This window comes from Allocoprobacillus halotolerans (genome assembly GCF_024399475.1).
Lineage (GTDB): Bacteria > Bacillota_I > Bacilli_A > Erysipelotrichales > Coprobacillaceae > Allocoprobacillus > Allocoprobacillus halotolerans.
The window spans coordinates 2862638-2881658 of record NZ_CP101620.1 but is presented as its reverse complement, the minus strand read 5'-3'; the positions used below and the strand labels follow the sequence as shown (position 1 = coordinate 2881658).

Sequence of the window (19021 nt, the reverse complement as noted above, 5' to 3'; positions counted from 1 at the left end):
GAACAGCATGAAAGAAAGAGTTGTATTAGGTTTAAGTGGTGGTGTGGATAGTGCCGTTGCAGCATATGTATTAAAGCAACAAGGATATGAAGTCATTGGTGTTTTTATGCGTAACTGGGATTCATCTTTAAATAATGATATATTAGGAAATCCAACGAATGATGATGATATTTGTCCTCAAGAAAAGGATTATAATGATGCTAAAAAAGTTGCTCAGCATTTAGGAATTGAACTCAGACGTGTTGATTTTATTAAAGAATATTGGGACCATGTTTTTACATACTTTTTAGAAGAATATGCCAAAGGAAGAACACCTAATCCTGATATTTTATGTAATAAACATATTAAGTTTAAAGCTTTTTTAGATTATGCAAAATCAATAGATGCCGATTATATCGCAACAGGACATTATGCCCGTGTTAAACATCAACAAGGTGAAGATTCCATTATGCTTAGAGGTGTTGATAATAATAAAGACCAGACTTATTTCTTGTGTCAGTTAAATCAATCACAATTACGTTCTTCATTGTTTCCTATTGGACATATGACAAAACCTGAAGTCAGACAACTTGCCAAAGAATTAGAATTGCCAGTCGCTAATAAGAAAGATAGTACAGGTATCTGTTTTATTGGTGAAAGAGATTTTAGAGAATTTTTAAAGAATTATATTCCTGCAAAAGCTGGAAAAATGGTAGATATTGAAACAGGTCATGTCGTTGGTGAACATCAGGGTATTATGTATTATACAATTGGACAACGTAAGGGACTCGGTATTGGTGGACCAGGAGATGCCTGGTTTGTTGTGGGAAAACAATATGATGATAATATTTTATATGTTTGTCAAGGCAATCAAAATCAATGGTTAATGAGTGATGGAGCTTTAATTACTGATGTGAATTGGATTGGTAGTCAAAAACCTAATGGTGATTATCGTTGCACTGCAAAATTTAGATACCGTCAAAAAGATAATGATGTTTCAATTCGTTTCATTGATGATAAAACCATTTATGTGACTTTCCATCAACCTGTTAAAGCTGTCACACCAGGGCAGGCGGCAGTCTTCTATGACGGTGAGATTTGTCTGGGTGGAGGCACAATTGAAAAAGTTTATAAAGATAATAAGGAGATTACATATTTATAATGTTAGAGTATATAGGAATTATCAAACGTATTAAGTTTTATAGTGAAGAAACGAAATTTATTGTGTGTTTGATAGATAGTGAACAGGAAGATAAAGATATTTTAGCAACCGGATATATGAGTTATGTTAATCTTCAAGATAAATACCATTTTCAAGGGGAGTATATCATTCATCCTAAATATGGAAAACAATTTCAAATTCAATCTTACAAGATTGTTTTAGCGAATGAAGAAAGTGAAATCATTCGCTATTTATCTAGTCCATTATTTAAAGGTATTGGTGAAAAACAAGCAACTGCGATTGTTGATGTTTTAGGAACAGAAGCTTTAAATAAGATTAAAGAAGATAAACATGTTTTAGATCAGGTTCCTGGAATGAATGAAAAGAAACGTGAAACGATTGTAGAAGTGTTGAGTTCACAAGATTTTGATCAGGAAGTATTGATGTTTTTTATGGGGCATGGTATCAGTACTCGACATTTGGCTTTGATACAAGCTGTTTATCAAGACAAGACATTAGAGGTTTTACAAAATAATCCTTATCAGTTAATTGATGATATTGATGGAATTGGTTTTAAAACAGCCGATGATTTGGCTTTAAAAATAGGTGTTGATACTTATGATCATCATCGTATTCAGGCTGCTATTGTCTATGCTTTAAAAGAAGCGTGTTTTCAAGATGGTAGCACTTATCATAGTTATGAAACGATGACAAAAAGATTCCATCGTTATATTCCTCAAATTGATGATGAAAGTTTTGAAACGGCCCTGCAAGATGTCCTCGAACAAGAAAAGATTATCTTAGAAGAAGATCGTTATTATCCTTATGATTTATATCAAAGTGAAATCAATATTGCCAAAAATTTTAAAAGATGGTTACATACACCACTTTATGAATATGAAGACGAAGAAATTGAAAGTATTTTAGAAGATTTAGAAAAACAATTATCTATTCGTTATGATGATTTTCAAAAAGAAGCTATTACGCTCTTTTTAAAACAATCAGCCATGATTATTACGGGTGGACCTGGAACGGGAAAAACAACAATTGTGAATGCGATGATTAAGTTGTATCAACGTTTAAATCCTGATCAGACTTTGGCAGTTGTTGCTCCAACGGGAAGAGCTGCCAAACGATTGACTGAAGTCACAGGTATTGAAGCATGTACTATTCATCGTTTATTAAAATGGGATTTACATACGAATACTTTTGCAGTCAATGAAAATAATCCATTAGATGTTGATTTATTAATTATTGATGAGTTTTCGATGGTTGATTCACTCTTGTTTTCCCATCTTTTATCAGCCAGTCATAAAGTGAGTCAGATTTTATTAATTGGTGATGATCAGCAGTTACCATCCGTTGCGCCAGGACATGTCTTAAATGATTTGATTAAAAGTGAATGTGTACCAACTATTGCCTTGCATCATATTTATCGTCAATCTAAAGAAAGTGGAATTGTTCAATTGGCACATAGTATTCGCAATGATCAATATGATGAAAATTTATTTTTTCAATATTCTGATATTCATTTTCAAGCTTGCTTATCTTATGATGTTGTAAAATATGTCCGTCTACTTGTTTCTAAAGCATTGGAAGATGGTTATGATGTACAAGATATTCAAGTTCTAGCACCAATGTATAACGGTGTCGCTGGTATTGATGCTTTAAATGACTGTTTGCAAGAATTATTTAATCCTCAAGATGGATTTAAAAACGAATTACGTGTGGGAAAACGTTTGTTTCGAGAAGGCGATAAAGTTTTACAATTAAAAAATCGTGTTGAAGATAATGTCTTTAATGGTGATATTGGCACGTTGGTTGAAGTGTGCTATAAGGATAATTTTGAATATTTATCAGATATGATGATTGTGGATTTTGATGGGACAATTGTTGAATATACACCACAAGAATTTTATACTTTAACACATGCTTATTGCATGAGTGTTCATAAATCACAAGGTAATGAATTCAAGATTGTTATTATGCCTATTTTAAAAGACTATTCGATTATGTTAAAAAAGAATTTAATTTATACAGGATTAACACGTGCCAAACAATCATTATGGTTTTTAGGTAATCCTCAAGCATTCCAATATGGTGTCACACGTGTACTAGATGAAAGAAGAAAAACAACATTGATTGAAAGAATGAAACAAACTCCAGAAATTTCTTTGTATGATTTTGTATAGTTGGGACATACTAAGAATGTACTTTTAAAGGAGTGAATAATCATGTCAAAATTAGCTGTTGCTTTTTTCTCGGCGGGAATTGTTGCTGCGGCAATGATTATGATGAGTGATATGCCATGTGCTGATAACATTGAACATACTGTTCATAAAGCCAAAAAAGCGATCAAAGAACAACTTTAAGGAGTACAAAGGACTGATTAACAGTCCTTTTCTTATCGAGGAGGTTCTATGAAAAAAGAAAATATTGCTAAATCAGTGATTCTTTTTAGTTTATGTGCTATTTTACTATATTATGTATACACATTATTTCGTATAGGTACATTGATTCAGTATGTTTTACGATTGATTTTTCCAGTTGCCATTGCTTTGTTTTTTCATTTTTTAATAGATCCTATGATTGACTATTTTACAAGTGATCGCTTATCTAGAAAAATCGTTGTGACACATCTTTATTTATCTTTTTCTTTAATTTTTATATTAAGCTGTTATTTTTTGATTCCTTATTTATTAGATCGATGCATGCTTTTTTATCATCGTATTTGTGATAGTCAAATTATGATTAATCCTATTTTTTCTACTTTTATTCATTTTTTAGAAGAATATCAGATTATTGATTATTTTATTGATATTTTTAATGGTTGGACACAAACTGTTATTTATTGGGTTGGTAATATATTTATTGCTTTAGGGATTTCATTTTATTTATCCTATGATAATTTGCATTTAATAGAAAAAGCAATTATTTATTTACCATTTCAAAAACAAGGAATATGTATGCAAACATTAAAAAAACTTAAACTCACAACCTATCAATTTATGAAATCAATGATTTTAGATTTTCTTTTTTCTTTATGATGTGCTTGATTCCATTTTTCTTTATTCATCAAAACTTTGCTATATGGATTGCTTTGTTTTTATCATTAACCAATCTTATTCCATATGTCGGTCCTTATATAGGAGGTATTCCAGTTGTGATTTATGAGTTTTTTATGAATCAACAGTTGGGTTATGCCTCTTTGATTGTGATTATGGTATTACAGTATTTAGAATCTTCTTATTTACAACCTTATTTGTTTTCTAAAGGGATTCATTTACATCCTATTTATTTAATTATTGCTTTGACTTTCTTTGGTGATTTATTTGGTATTATTGGTATGATTTTTTCACCATTATTATTATCCTATGTTATTTTTCTTGTAGAATTATTGAGGAATTTACGTATTGGAGATGATATTAAAAGAATAATGCATTATGAAAATGATTAAAAGGATATAAATTTTTTCTTTATTATCATATAAGATAATAAAGGAGTGTGAAATCATGACAATGACGCATTATTTAGGCTTGTTAGGAGGTCTGGCTTTATTTCTTTTTGGTATGGATATGTTATCAAAGGGATTAACGACAGGACTAGGGGAAAGAATGGAAATATTATTACTGAAATTAACAAATCATCGTATCAAGGCGATTGGCATAGGTTTGCTTTTAACCGCTTTGATTCAAAGTTCTTCAGCAATGAGTGTCATTTTGATTGGCTTTTTAAATGCTCGAATCATGTCTTTTAAAAGAAGCGGCATGGGTGATGATGGGAGCAAATATTGGAACAACTATCACAGGACAAATGATTGCTTTGGACATCGGTGTATTTGCGCCATTACTCGCCTTTATAGGTGTTTTGTTTTATTTATTAGGCAAAGGAATAAAATATTTAATCGGACAGGTCATGATGGCAATAGGTCTTTTGTTTATGGGATTAGAAATGATGTCACAGTCCATGATTCCTTTACAACATTCAGCTTTTGTAGTAGATCTTTTTATCAGTATTCAAAATCCATTATTATGTGTTGGGGTAGGAATGTTGTTGACAGCTATCATTCAAAGTTCATCTGCATCCATTGGTATTTTACAGATTTTAGCAAGACAAAACTTAGTATCTTTTCAACAGTCTGTTTATCTTTTATTAGGTTTTGATTTAGGAACATGTATAACAGGATTTTTAGCTTCTTTACCAGGTTGTCGTAATGGCAAACGTCTGGCTTTATTTCATTTTTTGCTTAATTTGATTGGCGCTATTAGTTTTTTAATATTGTGTCAAATGATTCCTATTATATCTTGGATTCAAAATCTTTCACCACTTGCTCCTGAACATCAAATTGCCAATATGCATACTTTCTATAATATTCTCACAACAATGCTTGTTTTATTATGTGAACCTTATCTAATGAAAATGATTCAATGGATTTATCCTCAAAACTATAAAAATCATAGAAAGTAGGGAATATTGTGCGAAAAGTTATTTTATATATTGCGATGAGTTTAGATGATTATATCGCTGATCAATATGGTCGTATTGACTGGTTACATGGTGAAAATGATTTACAACAAACAGAAAGCTATTATCATTTGTTGAAACATGTGGATAGTGTCATTATGAGTGAAAAAGCGTTTCATACTATTGAAAAGAAGATAGATCAATAATGGTTTCATGAAGGCTTAAAGATTTATGTTTTATCTTCTTTGACTCATTTATCATTAGAACATGTTGTTTTGACTTCTGAATATATCTGGACATTGGTCCATAGACTGAAACAGGAAAAAGGTAAAGATATATGGATTTGTAGTGGACAGCATTTTATTACACCTTTAATTCAAGCCAATATGATTGATGAGTATCATATTTCTATGATACCAACTCTTATCGGAAAGGGAATCCGTCTATTTGAAGATTTTGATCAAGAAAAAGATTATCATTGATAAAAACTTATGTTTATAATGGTATTGTGGATATTGAATATAAGAAGAAGTATTGATTTTTGATTTTAAATTCGCTATAATATCAAAGTCAAATCGTTGCAGAAGAAAAGTATTTACAAGTCATCTTTAAGAGAGGGAATGGTTGGTGTAAATTCCTAGAGGCTTATAAAGAAAGCTACCTTCTAAGAGTGATGCAAACATCAACGTAAATCGGCGTTAACGATCAAAGGGCATAATGATTATTCATTATGAATGAGGATGGTACCGCGATGATAGTCGTTCCTTTTGAGGAATGGCTTTTTTTATTAAAGGAGGAAAAAAATCATGAAACAATTAACAGGAAATCAAGTTCGTCAAATGTTTTTAGATTTCTTTCAATCTAAAGGACATATGATTGAACCAGGAGCATCATTAATTCCACATAACGATCCAACGTTATTATGGATTAATGCCGGTGTAGCTGCATTGAAAAAATATTTTGATGGATCAGAAAAACCAGCTTGTAACCGTATTGCAAATGCTCAAAAATCTATTCGTACAAATGATATTGAAAATGTTGGAAAAACTGCTAGACATCATACATTCTTTGAAATGTTAGGAAACTTTTCAATTGGTGATTATTTTAAAGAAGAAGCGATTTCTTTTGCATGGGAGTTTTTAACAAGCCCAGAATGGATTGGGTTTGATAAAGATAAATTATATGTCAGTGTTTATACAGATGACACAGAAGCTTATCGTATTTGGACAGAAGTTTGTCATGTTGATCCAAGTCATATTTTAAAAACAGATGATAACTTCTGGGAAATTGGTGAAGGACCAGGAGGACCAGATTCAGAAATTTTTTATGATCGTGGTGAAAAATATGATCCTGAGGGATTAGGTAAAAAATTATTTTTGAAGAAATGGAAAACGATCGTTATATTGAAGTATGGAATGTTGTATTCTCTCAATATGATTGTAATCCGGCTATTGATCGAAAAGATTATAAAGAATTGCCACAAAAAAATATTGATACAGGAATGGGATTAGAAAGACTTGTCAGCATTATTCAAGAAGGTGAAACAAACTTTGATACAGACTTGTTCTTACCAATTATTCATGCGACAGAAAAATTAGCCAAAGTTCCTTATCAAGACAATAAAATGGCTTATCGTGTTATTGCTGATCATATTCGTACAGTGACTTTTGCATTAAGCGATGGTGCATTATTTGATAATGCTGGACGTGGATATGTTTTAAGAAGAATTTTAAGACGTGCTGTTCGTTATGGGAAAAAGATTGGTATTGATCATTCTTTCATGTATGAACTTGTTGGAATCGTAGCTAACATTATGAAAGATTTCTATGACTATTTACCAGCAAAAGTGGAATATGTCAGTGGTTTAGTCAAAAAAGAAGAAGAAGCTTTCCATAGAACTTTATCTCATGGTGAAAAGTTATTAAATCAAATGCTTGAAAAAAGTGAGGATCATTTATTAAATGGTCAAGATGCCTTTAAATTATATGATACATATGGTTTCCCATTAGAATTAACAGTCGAAATTGCTGAGGAATCAGGATTTAAAGTTGATGAAGAAGGATTCAAAGCGGAAATGAAAGCACAACAGGAACGTGCAAGAAATGCCAGAGGTGATTTGGAATCTATGTCATCACAAAAACCTGATTTAATGGCTTTTGATGAACCATCAACATTTATCTATCAACCTACACCAATTCAAGCAAAAGTCATTGCGACATTTGAAGATGGTGTGAAATGTGATGAAATCACTGAAAAAGGTGAAATCATTTTAGATCAGACAACGTTCTATGCTGAAATGGGTGGACAATGTGCTGATACAGGAACAATGAGTAATGATTCAACAACAGTTGAAGTGACATATGTGGGCAAAGCGCCACATCAACAACATTTACATAATGTGAAAGTTTTAAAAGGAAGTTTACATGTTGGAGATACATTGACACTTTATGTAGATACAAAAAAACGTGCATTGATTACACATAACCATACTGCTACACATCTTTTACAAAAAGCTTTAAAAACTGTCTTAGGTGAACATGTTTCTCAGGCTGGTTCATATGTCGATGATCAAAGATTACGTTTCGACTTTACACATCCTCAAAAAATGAGTGATGAAGAATTAAAAGCAGTGGAAGACCAAGTCAATGAACAGATTTTCAATGGTTTAGCTGTTGATATTCAATTAATGAGTAAGGATGAAGCTTTACAATCTGGTGCAATGGCATTATTTGATGAAAAATATGGTGATGAAGTGCGTGTTGTCAGTGTTGGAGATTATTCAAAAGAACTATGTGGTGGTTGCCATGTTGCCAACAGTATTGAAATTGGTATTTTTAAAATCGTTGGAGAAGAAAGTATTGGTTCAGGTGTCAGACGTATTGAAGCTGTAACATCTATGCAGGCTTACCATGCTTTTAAAGAAAATGAAGCATTATTAAATCAAGTACAAGATTTATTAAAGATTAAAAATAAGAATGAAACAATTGAAAAAGTGACTCATTTTATTGAAGAAACAAATGAAATCAAAAAAGAAAGAAATCAATATCTAGATCAATTAAATGCTTTATCAGCAAAAGAACAATCAAAGAATATTGAAGATATCAATGGTGTTCAATTCTTATATACTCAAGTTTCAAAAGATGTTGCATCTACAAAACAAATGGCTTTTGATCTTCGTGATCAATTACAACACGGTGTGGTTGTGATGGTGAATGAGTATGAAGGAAAGATTTCTTACTTTGTTGCTTTAACAAAATCAATGGTTAAAGATGGATATAAAGCAGGAGAAATGATTAAAATGATCAACCAAGTGACAAATGGTCGTGGTGGTGGAAAACCAGACTTTGCGCAAGGTGGATGCCCTGATGCCTCAAAAATATTAGAAGCAATTGAACAAATCAAAGCACAATTCTAAGTTTTACTAGCAATTTTGTGCTAATTGGTGTAATATAGATTATATAGATGGGAGGTAGTACAAATGGGAAAAGATTTTACTCAAACACGTCTATTTAATTCGGAAGAAATTAAAAGAGAAGTTATCCATTCTCATTTAATGACAGTTGCTAATGCTTTAGATGAAAGAGGTTATAATGCAGTTCATCAGATTGCCGGTTATTTGATTTCTAATGATCCTGCTTATATTTCAAGTCACAAAGGAGCACGCTCAATTATTCAACAGATTGATCGTGATGAAATTATTGAAGAGCTTGTGAAATTTTATTTGGAGTCTAAATAGTGGAAAAAATATTAGGCTTAGATTTAGGATCAAGAACTTGTGGGATTGCGATGAGTGATGCTTTAGGGATGATTGCTCATGGGGTTGAAACTTATCGTTTTGAAGAAAATAATTACAAAAGTGCTGCTAAACATGTTCAAAAAATAGTAGAAGAGAATCATATTCATACAATAGTGCTTGGTTTACCTAAACATATGAATGGTGATTTAGGTGAAAGAGCACAGATTTCAATGGCTTTTAAAGAAAGACTTGAAAAGATGATGGATGTTGAAGTTGTTTTAATTGATGAAAGATTAACAACAGTTATGGCACAGAATCAATTGATTTTTGCTGATGTTTCTCGTAAAAAAAGAAAAAAGTAATTGATAAAATGGCAGCTGTGCAGATTTTACAAGGATACTTAGATGGTCAAAGGAGATAATCATGGACGTAAATAAAATACAGGTCATTGATGATGACGGTAATGAATTAGAATTTGATGTACTTTTCACTTTTGATAGTGAAGATACTGGAAAAAAATATGTTTTATATTATGATGCTGATGATGAAAATGCTCAAGTTTATTCGTCAATTTATGATGATGAAGGCAATTTATATCCAATCGAAACACCTGATGAATGGGATATGATTGAAGAAGTTTTCAATAGCTTTATGGCTGAAGACGAAGAGGAAGAACGTTTACAGGACATTGATTAGTATCAAAGGGTAACGTAAAGTTACCCTTCTTTATTAAGGAGGATTAAAATGGCATTGTTTTTTAAAAAAGAAAAGTGAAACCAATATTTGTAGGGAGTTATGGAAATGATTTAACAAGAGGGGTCTATGTTTTTCATTTAGATATTGATAATGGTGAAATTTTGAAAAAGAAATTTTATAAATCTTTGGCTAATCCTATTGCTATTTCAAAACGTGAACGTTTTATTTATGTATGCTATAAAAATAATACAGGAAGACCAACAGATGGAGGCTTATGGCAATATGCTTCAATGGATTTACAATTTGGTTTAGTTGCTAAATCAACGGATCATGGAAAAACTTATGTAGATAGTTACGTCAATGAAGATCGTAGTTATGCTTATGCTGTTGATTACTATAATAGTGAAGTTGTTGTCATTGCTATTTTAAAACAGAAGTTAGTTAAGGTTGTTCAAACTATTAAACATACTGGAAGTAGTGTTGATCCAAAACGTCAAAGTGAAGCACATCCTTGTTTTATTGATATGACACCAGATCAAAAATGGATGGTTGTTTGTGATTTGGGAACAGATGAAATTGTTTTCTATGATGTTGGTGAAAAAGGAAGACTTTATCGTAATGATGAACTCACAATCAAAGTGAAACCAGGTTCAGGACCAAAGAAAATTATTTTCTCACCTGATGGAAATTTTGCCTATGTACTCAACGAATTAACAAGCCAAGTCTTTGTCTATCGTTATGAAGATGGAAAATTAACTTTTATCCAAGAAGTCACAACATATCCAACGGATGAATATGTTGGACAAAATACTGGTGGAGATATTTTAATCAATGGTCAAGGTGATTATTTGTTTGCATCTAACTGTGGACATGATTCAGTGACAACTTTTGAGGTTGATGCATCAACTGGTATGTTAAAGGCAGTTGATAATACGGATACAGATGAAAAACCAGTACAGATGATTATGGTTGTAGATAAATATGTTGTGGTAGCTTCACAAAAAGGTGGAACAATTGAATCATTTGAATTGAAACGTGGTGAATCAAAAGGTGTTCTTTTTGAAACGCATTTTAGCTATATGGTTGGAGAACCAGTGTGCTTAATTGAAGGTCGAGGAATGTAAGAGCAGAAATGCTCTTTTTTTATCGATAGTGATAAAAAAGTAGGAAAGTTGATAAATCTTGCAAAATAACCTATAATAAGTAAATGATGGAGGATGGTTTATGAAGAATAAAAAAATCATAGTTATCATAAGTGGTATTATTGTTGTTTTGATTGTTGGTATGATTATCTTTTATAATGTTGGTATTTCAGCTACATCATCAAAAGATGAAGAAGTGATTGTTACGATTGAACAAGGTTCAACAGCTTCACAAATGCTTGATACATTGGACGAGGCAGGACTCGTCAAAAATAAGCTATGTGGGCAAATCTTTTTAAAATTGAATCACTATGATAACTTACAGGCAAATACATATGTATTGAATAAAAATATGTCATTATCGCAAATTTTTTCAGTGATTGAAGATCCAGATATTCAATATATATTGTTATCAAAATTAACGATTAAAGAAGGAACAACAATTCCAGAAGTGGCGAAAGAATTTGCAGGAATTCTTGATATTTCAGCTGATGAAGTTATCAAACAATGGGATGATCAAGACTATTTACAGTCATTAATTGATGAATATTGGTTTATGGATGAAAGTATTCTAGATAAAGATATTCTTTATCCTTTAGAAGGCTACTTATATCCAGAAACTTATTATATTACTGAACAAGAACCAGATTTAAAAAGTATGACAAAATTAGCTTTGGATATGATGGATGAACGTTTATCAGCATATCAAGAAGATATTGAAAAGATGGGCTGGACACCGCACCAGTTTTTAACATTTGCATCCGTTGTTGAAAGAGAATCATTATACGATGAAGATCGTCCAAAGATTGCAGGTGTATTTATGAATCGTTTGAATAAAGATATGTTATTGCAAAGTGATATTACTGTCAATTATGCATGGCAAAGAACAGGTGTCGATGTGAGTGTAGCGCATACTCAAATTGATTCTCGTTATAATACATATAAATATACTGGCTTACCAATAGGACCTATCAGTACTGTTTCAAAAGTAACAATTGAGGCTTGTATCAATTATGTTCATCATGATGATTATTATTTCTTTGCTAAGGAAGATGGAACAGTTATTTATAGTCATACCTATAAGGAACATCAAAAAGCAGTAGAGGAGAATAGATGGTATTAATATGTTAACGTTAGAGGAATTGGAACAGGATGCTTTGCAAAGGCATATTCCGGTGATGCAAAAAGAGGGAATCCTCTTTTTGATTGAACAATTACAAAAAAACAAGCAACTTCATGTCTTGAAATTGGTTCAGCAATTGGTTATTCAGCGATGATGATGGTAACACATGTTGATGGACTGATAGTGGAAACAATTGAACTTGATGATCAACGCTATTTAGAAGCCGTGAGTCATATTCAGGAACATGGATTAAAAGATAAAATTACAATTCATCATGATGATGCTTTGCATTTTGATACACAATTACTTCAACATGCTCCTTATGATTGTTTATTTATTGATGCGGCTAAAGCCCAATATCAAAAATTCTTTGAAAAATATACTCCTTTTGTAAAAAAAGATGGCATAATCATTGTTGATAATTTAGATTTTCATGGAATGGTTTTTGATATTGATCATATTAAAAATAGAAATACAAGACAATTGGTTAGAAAAATTAAAAGATTTAAAGATTGGATTTTTCAACATGATGATTATGATGTTGAATATTATGCTGTGGGTGATGGCATATGTGTTATTCAAAGAAAGGATCAACAATGAAATTAATATTATCATTAAATCAAAAAGAAAGACTTTATGATTATGTATCTATGGGGATAGATACATTTCTATTAGGGGAGAATTTTCTTTTTATGCCCCTTGTTACTTTTCATTAAATGAGATAAATCAAATAGCTCAACAATATCCTCAATGCCAATTTTATGTCGCTATCAATGCCTTATATGATGAACATGTGATAGAAGATGTAGAAAAATATATTGATGAATTATCAAAATTGCATATCAAAGGTATTGTCTTTGAAGATTTTGGTGTTTTACAGATTGTTAAAGAAAAGCAATATGATTTTGATATGATGTACGCTCCTGAAACATTGAACACTAATGCGATGACATTAAATGTTTTAAAACAACAAGGTGTTACTGGTGCACAAGTAGCACGTGTGATTCCATTAGAGGAACAAATATTAATTCATCAACAAGTTCAAATGCCTTTAATGTTGCAGGTACATGGTGTAGAATATATTGCAGCAAGTAAACGTGCTTTATTAAGTAATTATCAAGAAGCTTCAGGTCTTGAGTTTGACAAAGATAGTCAAACACGTTTAACTATTCAAGCTAAAAATTCTGATTATGTTTTTCATATTTATGAAGATCAAAAAGGTACACATATTTTTTCTTCAACACGCTTATATATGTTGGATTTATTGAATCAAATTCAAAATTTTGAATATTTATATATTGAAACATTGATGATGAATGATCAAGAAGCTGTGGAAGTAGCTTCGTTATATAGTGATGCTTTGAAAAGTTTTAGAAATCAAACATATGATCGTGATGTGAAGGCTTATATGCAATTGCTTTATCAATTAAAAACACCTTTAGATCGTGGTTTTTTATTTGATCAGACAGTTTATAGATTAGAAGATGTAAGGAAGATGGATAATGAGAAAAATCAGTCAAATCGTTGATGGGAAAAGAAAAATTATAAAAAAACCAGAGCTTTTAGCACCAGCTGGAAATCTTGAAAAATTGAAAGTTGCGATTATGTATGGTGCAGATGCTGTGTTTGTAGGTGGAAAAGAGTTTTCACTGCGCTCACAGGCTTCTAATTTTTCTTTAGAAGATATTCAAGAAGGAGTCCGTTTTGCAAAGCAGTATGGAGCACATATTCATGTAACATGTAATATTATATTACATCAGGATAATTTAGAAGGTTTAAAAGAATATTTGAAACAATTAGATGAGATTGGTGTCACTGCGATTATTGTGGCTGATCCCTATATTATGAAAATAGCCAAAGATATGCATTTGAACTTGGAAGTGCATGTTTCTACACAACTATCGACTTTAAATAGTCGTGCGATTTCTTTTTATCAAAATATGGGAATGGATCGTGTTGTGTTAGGAAGAGAAGTGACTTATGAAGATTTAAAAATGATTATGGATAAAGTGGATGTCGACATTGAATATTTTATTCATGGGGCGATGTGTATTCATTATTCAGGAAGATGTATGCTTTCTAATTATTTAAGCCGTCGTGATGCCAATCGTGGAGGATGTTCACAATCATGTCGTTGGTATTATGATTTATATCAAGATGGTATTTTAATCAATCAGGAAAATGATATGCCTTTTAGTATGTCTAGCAAAGATATGGCACTTGTTCATCATATTGGTGAATTGATTGAACTTGGTGTTGACTCTTTTAAAATTGAAGGGCGCATGAAATCAGTACATTATATTGCGACAGTTGTATCAACTTATCGTAAGCTGATAGATGCTTATTGTGAGGATCCAGATTATTTTATGCAAAATGATTATTATGAAAATGAACTTTTAAAAGCAGCGAATCGTGCTTTATGTCATGGTTTCTTTTATGATCATCCAACAGAAAATGAACAACTTTTTAATTTAAGAGATGAACATCCAACACAGGAATTTGTAATGCGTATTGTTGATTATGATGAAGAAACTCATTTAGCGAAAATTGAACAAAGAAATTATTTTAAGATTGGTGACCAAATTGAAGTTTTTCTCCGCATCATGAAAATCTTTTCTTTACCGTTGAAAAACTTTATAATGAAGACAAGGAAGAGGTAGATATAGCGAATCATCCCATGGAAATTCTCTATGTTGAAATACCTCATCATGTATTAGCAAATGATATGGGAAGAAAGGTGAGAAAATCATGAAAGATCAGGCTGTTATTATAGGGATTGCAGGTGGTAGCGCATCAGGAAAAACATCTATCGCAAAGCAATTATATGATTATTTTAAAGGGCATCATAAAGTTAAGATTTTAAAACAAGATGATTATTATAAAGATCAAGGTCATTTAACTTTTGAAGAACGTGTTAAAACAAACTATGATCATCCTTTTGCGTTTGATACGGATTTATTGGTAGCACATCTCAAAAAATTAAAGAATAAAGAGCGTATTGAAAAACCAACCTATGATTATACTTTACATACCCGTAGTGATATCACAGAAGTGATTGAAAAACGTGATGTTATTATTTTGGAAGGTATCTTTGTTTTGGCTGAAGCCACAATTAGAGAGTTATGCGATATTTTAGTGTATATAGATACGGATAGTGATATTCGTTTTATTAGACGCTTAAAAAGAGATATTGAAGAAAGAGGAAGAAGTTTAGATTCAGTATGTCAACAGTATTTAAAAACAGTAAGGCCAATGCATGAACAGTTTATTGAGCCTTCTAAAAAATATGCTCATATTATTATTCCAGAAGGTGGAAGTAATCATGTGGCTGTTGATTTACTGATAACAAAAATAAAGAGTATTGTCGATGAATAATCAAAATTTGCAAGAGAAAAGCTAGTATTTTCAATATATTTATGTTATAGTATAGTTCGCGAGGTGGATAATTATGGATCATGATGCAGTTTTATTAACCCAAAGTGGGGTTGAAAAATTAAAACAAGAAAAAGAACATTTAATTAATGTCGAAAGACCAAAAGTTATTGAAGAGTTGCAATTAGCACGTTCACAAGGTGACTTGTCTGAAAACGCTGATTATGATGCAGCTAGAGATAAACAAGCACATATTGAAGCAAGAATTAAAGAAATTGATCAAATGCTTTTACATGTGCAAATTATTGATGAATCACAATTAGATAATACAGTTGCTAAACCAGGAGCAACAGTGACTATTTTAGATTTATCTGAAGCAGATGCTCAAGAAGAAACTTTTACAATTGTAGGAACATTTGAAACAGACCCATTAAATGGTAAGATTTCTAATGAATCTCCATTAGCAAAAGCTATTCTTGATCATGGTGTGAATGAAATTGTTTCAGTCGGTGTGGCTGAACCATACGAAGTTAAAATTTTAAAGATTGAATATCTTTCATAGATGATGTCGCTACATCATCTTTTTTTATAAAAAAAGGAATCTTAGATTCCATTTTAAGACTGTTCTTGAAGTGTTTTTAAAGCAGCTTGAAAAACATTTTTTCCATTCATAGTTCCATAATCGCGCATAGATATATCCATAATGGGAATATCTGGTAAAGTTTTTTGTATTTGCTTTTTCATATATTTCACTTGCGGTGCTAAAAGAATAATATCAGCATGAGCTCCCTGATGACAAATATCATGAACACCATAGGCACATATATCAATGAAGATATCTTGTTGATCAGCCTCTCTTTTTATTTTTTCAACCAGTAAACTTGTCGACATGGCAGCCGCACAGCATAAAACAATATGTATCATAAATAATCCCTCATTTCTAATTTTTACACTTTCATTATAGATGAAATCCAGAAAAAAATCTAATCATTTTATGTTGCTTAAAGGAATATTGTCAAGCAATTTTGAAAATGTCCTAAAAATTTTTAAACATTAGCACCGCAATTTCGGTGCTTTTGCTTTGCAAGATACCTTAAATAAGAATCTTGTTTCCATGGATGACTCATTGGTGGAATATATTTATTTTTTCTTTCTTTGGCTTTATTTCTTCATCAAATTCTTTAGAATATGGACTGTGTTTCGGAACTTCCTGCATCAGGTAAATTTGATCAAGAATATTCACATATAATCCTCCATCAAATGATTCTATGACCATACAATCCATCTTATTTTTCATATAGCATGGAGTCCCGTTTGATGTCACCGGTATGTATATCTTATTTTTGAATTTGATACTGTGTCCTGCATCTATCTTTCTTGGTGAAAGAACCGCCAATGTATGATTAATCTTCTCCAATGATGGTTGCATTTCAAAGACCGATTTGGTACTATTGAGGTGTAGAGCAAATCTGTCATTGAATTTTTTAGGTAGGAGTTTAAAAATTCATTGGCTGACTCTATATCTTTGATATGAGCACGTTTAAGCTCGACAGGCAATCTTGATTGAAAGGTCTGATTCAATCGTTCGATTCTGCCTTTGGCTTGAGCAATGCTCGTTGTTTTAATATCAACGCCAAGATTATGACAGGCATAGGAAAACTGTGTAAAGGTGTCTTCGTCATCAAAGGCGTTGTTTTTTCTTTTATATTCAAACACAGTGCGGCGATCAGTATAGAACATGGCAGGGATTCCATAGTTAGTGAGAATTTGATAAAAGACATGATAATAGCCATTTAATGTTTCCTGATGATCAAAACAAGCCCCAACCACCTCACCGGTAGCATCATCGACAGCAAGGTGAAGATGCCAAATTTGACCAGGAATCCACTCATAGCTGGATGCATCCATTTGAATCATCTCACCCTTATATTTACATCTGGGTCTTCTAGGATGAGCATCATTTTCATCAACAGAGGCAATGACTTCTTTGATTTGATTTTGAATTTTTCTAGAAGAAGTATTATTCAATTGAGCCTTCAGTTGATTTTTAAGGATTTTTCTAGTTTTTTTGGTAGCTTTAGGAGAAATAATATTTTCCTCTCTAAGCCATTTATTCAAGGTAGTATCACTGATTTTGACATTAAGATCATCATGAACGATTTCACAGAAATGAGTAAAATTGGCATTAGAGTAATAATCGACATATAATTTAATGATCTGATTTTTAATATCAAGAGGGAAGGTAGTAGCAGGAGCTCTACCTCTATTGCCATGAACGAAACCAGCTTTTCCATAAGTTTTATATTTAATGATCAATCTATTAATGGTTCTGACAGAGCAGTTAAGTTTAACAGCAGCACGCTTTTTATTACCATTAGTTTCAACAAGTTTCTTAATAGTCAGATATTTATTTTCTTCATTCATTCTTAAAACAACCTTTCTCATAGAATAACCTCCCAACAAAAGTGAGATTATATAATAACATGAATTTTTGAATATGTCCTGCTAGCAGGACATATTCAACTTGGATACATTAAGACATTATCATATTTGAATCAGAAATCATTTTATGTTGCTTAAAGGAATATTTGTTATTTCTGTGAAAATAGTATATAATGTATAAGAAATAGGTGGTGATTATATGCAAGAAAGTCGTCAATTTAATAGAACAGTATTAGTTTTATGGGTACTCTTTTTTATCATAGTTGTAGCTGTAAATGCTATCTACGCTTTTATTCTTCCTATGAGTACACTTGAACTTTATTTAGGACCTCTTAATTTTTTTAATATAGCTGCAGCAACATTATTTGTTGGTGTTTTAGAAGATTCAATGGTTAATGATTTAAAGAAAAACACTGCTTTAGCATGTTTAGTACGTGTTCCATATGTTATTTTAATTGTTGTTGCTGTATTCTTTACATCTTTATTGTTATTGTTTTAAAAAGACTTCAATTTGAAGTCTTTTTTTATGCCACAGCATGATTCTTCAATTCTTTTAAAAAACCAATAAATAAAAAGACAAGAGGTTTTAAAATGAGATGTATATAATGGATATTACCTAAATGAAAACAGAGGCTCATTAAAAAGTAGAGAACAGAAAAAAGTAGGCAATGTTTGATACGGTGTTTAGCAAAATGAGAGGTAAAATAAAGAGCAGCAATGATTAACATCACATAGGCAAATATTTGGATAATAGTTTGTATCATCAAAGAATTCATTTGCATGAAATAAGAAATAATGGAAAGAATAAAAGAAATCAGTATAAAAGGAATGAGAAAAATTAAAGATGTATAAAGATAAGTACGTAGTGTTTGTTTCATAGTTTCCTCCTGATATACTGTATGCAA

The 19021-nt window shown here is 31.4% G+C and carries 22 protein-coding genes, 4 pseudogenes and 1 other annotated feature; of the genes and pseudogenes, 22 read left to right on the top strand and 4 right to left on the bottom strand.

Annotated features, from left to right (window positions below):
• Positions 1–7: 7 nt before the first annotated feature.
• From mnmA to greA, 21 genes and pseudogenes are all read left to right on the top strand, one after another.
• Positions 8–1141: a tRNA 2-thiouridine(34) synthase MnmA gene (gene mnmA / locus NMU03_RS17115; protein ID WP_290140172.1), complete on the top strand. Its 1134-nt coding sequence runs from the start codon at positions 8–10 to the stop codon at positions 1139–1141.
• Complete coding sequence (gene recD2, locus NMU03_RS17110) at positions 1141–3333, top strand: SF1B family DNA helicase RecD2 (RefSeq protein WP_290140170.1); 2193 nt, start codon at positions 1141–1143, stop codon at positions 3331–3333. The genes mnmA and recD2 overlap by 1 nt, the downstream gene beginning before the upstream one ends.
• Positions 3334–3375: 42 nt before the next feature.
• On the top strand, positions 3376–3513 hold the full coding sequence (locus NMU03_RS17105) for a hypothetical protein (protein ID WP_158093958.1): 138 nt from the start codon (positions 3376–3378) through the stop codon (positions 3511–3513).
• Between the two features lie 48 nt (positions 3514–3561).
• The gene (locus NMU03_RS17100) at positions 3562–4188 is read left to right on the top strand and encodes an AI-2E family transporter (protein WP_290140169.1); all 627 of its coding nucleotides are present in this window, start codon (positions 3562–3564) and stop codon (positions 4186–4188) included.
• Positions 4185–4598, top strand: coding sequence for an AI-2E family transporter (locus NMU03_RS17095; RefSeq protein ID WP_353956637.1), 414 nt, complete (start codon positions 4185–4187; stop codon positions 4596–4598). Before NMU03_RS17100 ends, NMU03_RS17095 begins: the two co-directional genes overlap by 4 nt.
• A 55-nt stretch (positions 4599–4653) precedes the next feature.
• A pseudogene (locus NMU03_RS17920) lies at positions 4654–4845 on the top strand (Na/Pi cotransporter family protein); the annotation flags it as partial.
• A 73-nt stretch (positions 4846–4918) separates the two neighbouring features.
• Positions 4919–5608 carry a Na/Pi cotransporter family protein gene (locus NMU03_RS17090; RefSeq protein WP_290140168.1) on the top strand — a complete coding sequence of 230 codons (690 nt, stop codon included), beginning with the start codon at positions 4919–4921 and terminating at the stop codon, positions 5606–5608.
• A gap of 8 nt (positions 5609–5616) precedes the next feature.
• A complete protein-coding gene (locus NMU03_RS17085) occupies positions 5617–5811 on the top strand; it encodes a dihydrofolate reductase family protein (protein WP_290140166.1) in 195 nt (64 codons plus the stop codon).
• Between the two features lie 39 nt (positions 5812–5850).
• The gene (locus tag NMU03_RS17080; protein WP_290140164.1) at positions 5851–6087 is read left to right on the top strand and encodes a dihydrofolate reductase family protein; all 237 of its coding nucleotides are present in this window, start codon (positions 5851–5853) and stop codon (positions 6085–6087) included.
• A gap of 87 nt (positions 6088–6174) precedes the next feature.
• Positions 6175–6374, top strand: a binding site (T-box leader).
• A gap of 37 nt (positions 6375–6411) precedes the next feature.
• A pseudogene (gene alaS / locus NMU03_RS17075) lies at positions 6412–9020 on the top strand (alanine--tRNA ligase).
• Positions 9021–9083: 63 nt separating this feature from the next.
• Complete coding sequence (locus tag NMU03_RS17070; protein ID WP_087243145.1) at positions 9084–9341, top strand: IreB family regulatory phosphoprotein; 258 nt, start codon at positions 9084–9086, stop codon at positions 9339–9341.
• Positions 9341–9762, top strand: a pseudogene (ruvX, locus tag NMU03_RS17065) (Holliday junction resolvase RuvX). Before NMU03_RS17070 ends, ruvX begins: the two are co-directional and overlap by 1 nt.
• A gap of 2 nt (positions 9763–9764) precedes the next feature.
• A complete protein-coding gene (locus NMU03_RS17060; RefSeq protein ID WP_290140162.1) occupies positions 9765–10037 on the top strand; it encodes a DUF1292 domain-containing protein in 273 nt (90 codons plus the stop codon).
• A gap of 74 nt (positions 10038–10111) precedes the next feature.
• Entirely contained in the window at positions 10112–11161 is a 1050-nt protein-coding gene (locus NMU03_RS17055; protein ID WP_290140161.1) for a lactonase family protein, read from the top strand.
• A 100-nt stretch (positions 11162–11261) separates the two neighbouring features.
• A complete protein-coding gene (gene mltG, locus NMU03_RS17050) occupies positions 11262–12302 on the top strand; it encodes an endolytic transglycosylase MltG (RefSeq protein WP_290140159.1) in 1041 nt (346 codons plus the stop codon).
• 1 nt (position 12303) lies between these two features.
• Positions 12304–12456, top strand: a complete 153-nt coding sequence (locus NMU03_RS17045; protein ID WP_290140157.1) for a hypothetical protein — start codon at positions 12304–12306, stop codon at positions 12454–12456.
• Complete coding sequence (locus tag NMU03_RS17040; protein ID WP_290140155.1) at positions 12453–12902, top strand: O-methyltransferase; 450 nt, start codon at positions 12453–12455, stop codon at positions 12900–12902. The genes NMU03_RS17045 and NMU03_RS17040 overlap by 4 nt, the downstream gene beginning before the upstream one ends.
• A gap of 46 nt (positions 12903–12948) precedes the next feature.
• Positions 12949–13830 carry a peptidase U32 family protein gene (locus tag NMU03_RS17035; RefSeq protein WP_494337178.1) on the top strand — a complete coding sequence of 294 codons (882 nt, stop codon included), beginning with the start codon at positions 12949–12951 and terminating at the stop codon, positions 13828–13830.
• Positions 13831–13924: 94 nt separating this feature from the next.
• Positions 13925–15054 (top strand): annotated as a pseudogene (locus tag NMU03_RS17030) (peptidase U32 family protein).
• Positions 15051–15677 carry a uridine kinase gene (udk, locus tag NMU03_RS17020; RefSeq protein WP_290140151.1) on the top strand — a complete coding sequence of 209 codons (627 nt, stop codon included), beginning with the start codon at positions 15051–15053 and terminating at the stop codon, positions 15675–15677. The pseudogene NMU03_RS17030 and the gene udk overlap by 4 nt, the downstream one beginning before the upstream one ends.
• 73 nt (positions 15678–15750) lie before the next feature.
• Positions 15751–16236, top strand: coding sequence for a transcription elongation factor GreA (gene greA / locus NMU03_RS17015; RefSeq protein ID WP_290140149.1), 486 nt, complete (start codon positions 15751–15753; stop codon positions 16234–16236).
• A 53-nt stretch (positions 16237–16289) separates the two neighbouring features.
• Here greA and NMU03_RS17010 read toward each other — a convergent pair whose 3' ends face one another.
• The 3 genes from NMU03_RS17010 to NMU03_RS17000 all read right to left on the bottom strand — a co-directional run bounded on the left by NMU03_RS17010 (position 16290) and on the right by NMU03_RS17000 (position 18119).
• Complete coding sequence (locus NMU03_RS17010; protein WP_290140147.1) at positions 16290–16598, bottom strand: PTS sugar transporter subunit IIB; 309 nt, start codon at positions 16596–16598, stop codon at positions 16290–16292.
• 199 nt (positions 16599–16797) lie between these two features.
• The gene (locus tag NMU03_RS17005; protein ID WP_290137684.1) at positions 16798–16971 is read right to left on the bottom strand and encodes a hypothetical protein; all 174 of its coding nucleotides are present in this window, start codon (positions 16969–16971) and stop codon (positions 16798–16800) included.
• 71 nt (positions 16972–17042) lie between these two features.
• Positions 17043–18119, bottom strand: a complete 1077-nt coding sequence (locus NMU03_RS17000) for an ISNCY family transposase (RefSeq protein ID WP_290138117.1) — start codon at positions 18117–18119, stop codon at positions 17043–17045.
• A 196-nt stretch (positions 18120–18315) separates the two neighbouring features.
• Here NMU03_RS17000 and NMU03_RS16995 point away from each other — a divergent pair, with 196 nt between their 5' ends.
• Positions 18316–18615: a hypothetical protein gene (locus NMU03_RS16995; protein WP_290140145.1), complete on the top strand. Its 300-nt coding sequence runs from the start codon at positions 18316–18318 to the stop codon at positions 18613–18615.
• A 25-nt stretch (positions 18616–18640) separates the two neighbouring features.
• On the opposite strand, the gene NMU03_RS16990 is transcribed toward NMU03_RS16995, so the two are convergent.
• Positions 18641–18994: a DUF3792 domain-containing protein gene (locus tag NMU03_RS16990; protein WP_290140144.1), complete on the bottom strand. Its 354-nt coding sequence runs from the start codon at positions 18992–18994 to the stop codon at positions 18641–18643.
• Positions 18995–19021 lie beyond the last annotated feature (27 nt).